The organism is Acinetobacter sp. 161(2023), from assembly GCF_037027805.1.
GTDB lineage: Bacteria > Pseudomonadota > Gammaproteobacteria > Pseudomonadales > Moraxellaceae > Acinetobacter.
Map to the genome: position 1 here is coordinate 1 of NZ_JAZEYD010000042.1, position 1,482 is coordinate 1,482.

1 protein-coding gene is annotated in these 1,482 nt (G+C 42.2%); it reads left to right on the forward strand.

Annotated features, from left to right (window positions below; all coding sequences use genetic code 11):
- The first annotated feature begins 107 nt into the window (after positions 1 to 107).
- On the forward strand, positions 108 to 1,433 hold the full coding sequence (locus WA249_RS18845) for an ISNCY family transposase (protein ID WP_079744833.1): 1,326 nt from the start codon (positions 108 to 110) through the stop codon (positions 1,431 to 1,433).
- Positions 1,434 to 1,482 lie beyond the last annotated feature (49 nt).

A 1,482-nucleotide genomic window follows, 5' to 3' on the forward strand; every position in this document is an offset into this window, starting at 1 on the left:
TGTAAGCCCCAAATAGAAATGTCCGGTTTCTCCAAAGTAAAAATGTCCGCTTTTAGAATATGCGTATTTGCAATTTTCTTAGCGGACTGTTTGATATGTTGGTGTCTATGTCGGATAAAGAACTTAAACGATTGTCAGTCTTGCAAGAAATCTGTGATCAACGCATTAGCCAGTCTCAGGCTGCTCAGCTGCTTCATATTTCAGAGCGTCAAATCAGACGCTTATTGCAAAAATACAAAGCTCAAGGTCCAGCTGCTTTAGCCCATGCGGCACGTGGCCAAACCAGCAACTCTAAGATTCCTGAAGAACTCAGATTGAAGTGCCTCAATATTGTCTCTGATCAATTTCATGGTTTCGGACCCACCTTAGCCCATGAAAAGCTGACCAGCATTCATGGCTTTGATATTTCCGTGGAAACATTGCGTTCCTGGATGATTGCAACCAATTTGTGGATTCCTCGCTCTAAACGCCTGAAACGACCCTATCAGCCTCGATATAACCGGGATTGTTATGGTGAACTGATCCAAATTGATGGCTCACACCATGACTGGTTCGAAGGACGTGCTCCTAAATGCTGTCTACTGGTGTTTATCGATGATGCCACAGGAAGCTTACAGCACCTACGTTTCTGTGAATCAGAATCAACCTTTGACTATATGCTTTCAACTAGAGCTTATATTGAACAACACGGTAAACCATTGGCATTTTACAGCGATAAACATTCAGTCTTTAGAGTGAATCAAAGCAGTAAGAAAGACACCAAGATTACGCAATTTGGGCGCGTACTCAACACGCTCAATATCGACATCATCTTCGCCAACTCACCACAGGCCAAAGGTCGTGTAGAACGCGCCAATAGAACACTACAGGATCGCTTGATCAAAGAGATGCGACTGGAAGGCATCTCCTCAATTGCCGAAGCAAATATTTGGTTACCCCGCTTTATTGAGCAGTTCAATCTAAAATTTGCGAAGATAGCCTTTAATCCCAAGGATCTACACCGGAGTGTCACTGAAACCCCTGAGGAATTAGATGATATTTTTACTTGGCGTGAGCCACGTAGAGTCACCAACAGCCTGACCATTACGTATGATAAATGCGTATATATACTGGAAAGTACAGAAGAAAATCAAAAGCTGATCGGCAAATATATTGAGTTCCTAGAATACCCAGATGGGACTGTAGCCATTGAATATCAAGGGAGAAAGATCACCTATAGCATCTTCGATAAACTAAGTCAGCTTAACCAGCGAGAGATTGTTGAGAATAAACGTTTGGGTTCTGTGCTGGTACATATTCAACAGCAGCATGAAGAATTGGAACAGCATAACCAACGGAATCGTTCTCAAAAGATGCCAAGTAGACGTGCACAGAAAACAGCTATTCAACAGCGAAATCTAAATCCTGTGCTTGACTTGGAAATGCCTGTATAGGACATTTCTATTTAGTTATTAGGTAGGACATTTCTACTTGGGAATAACA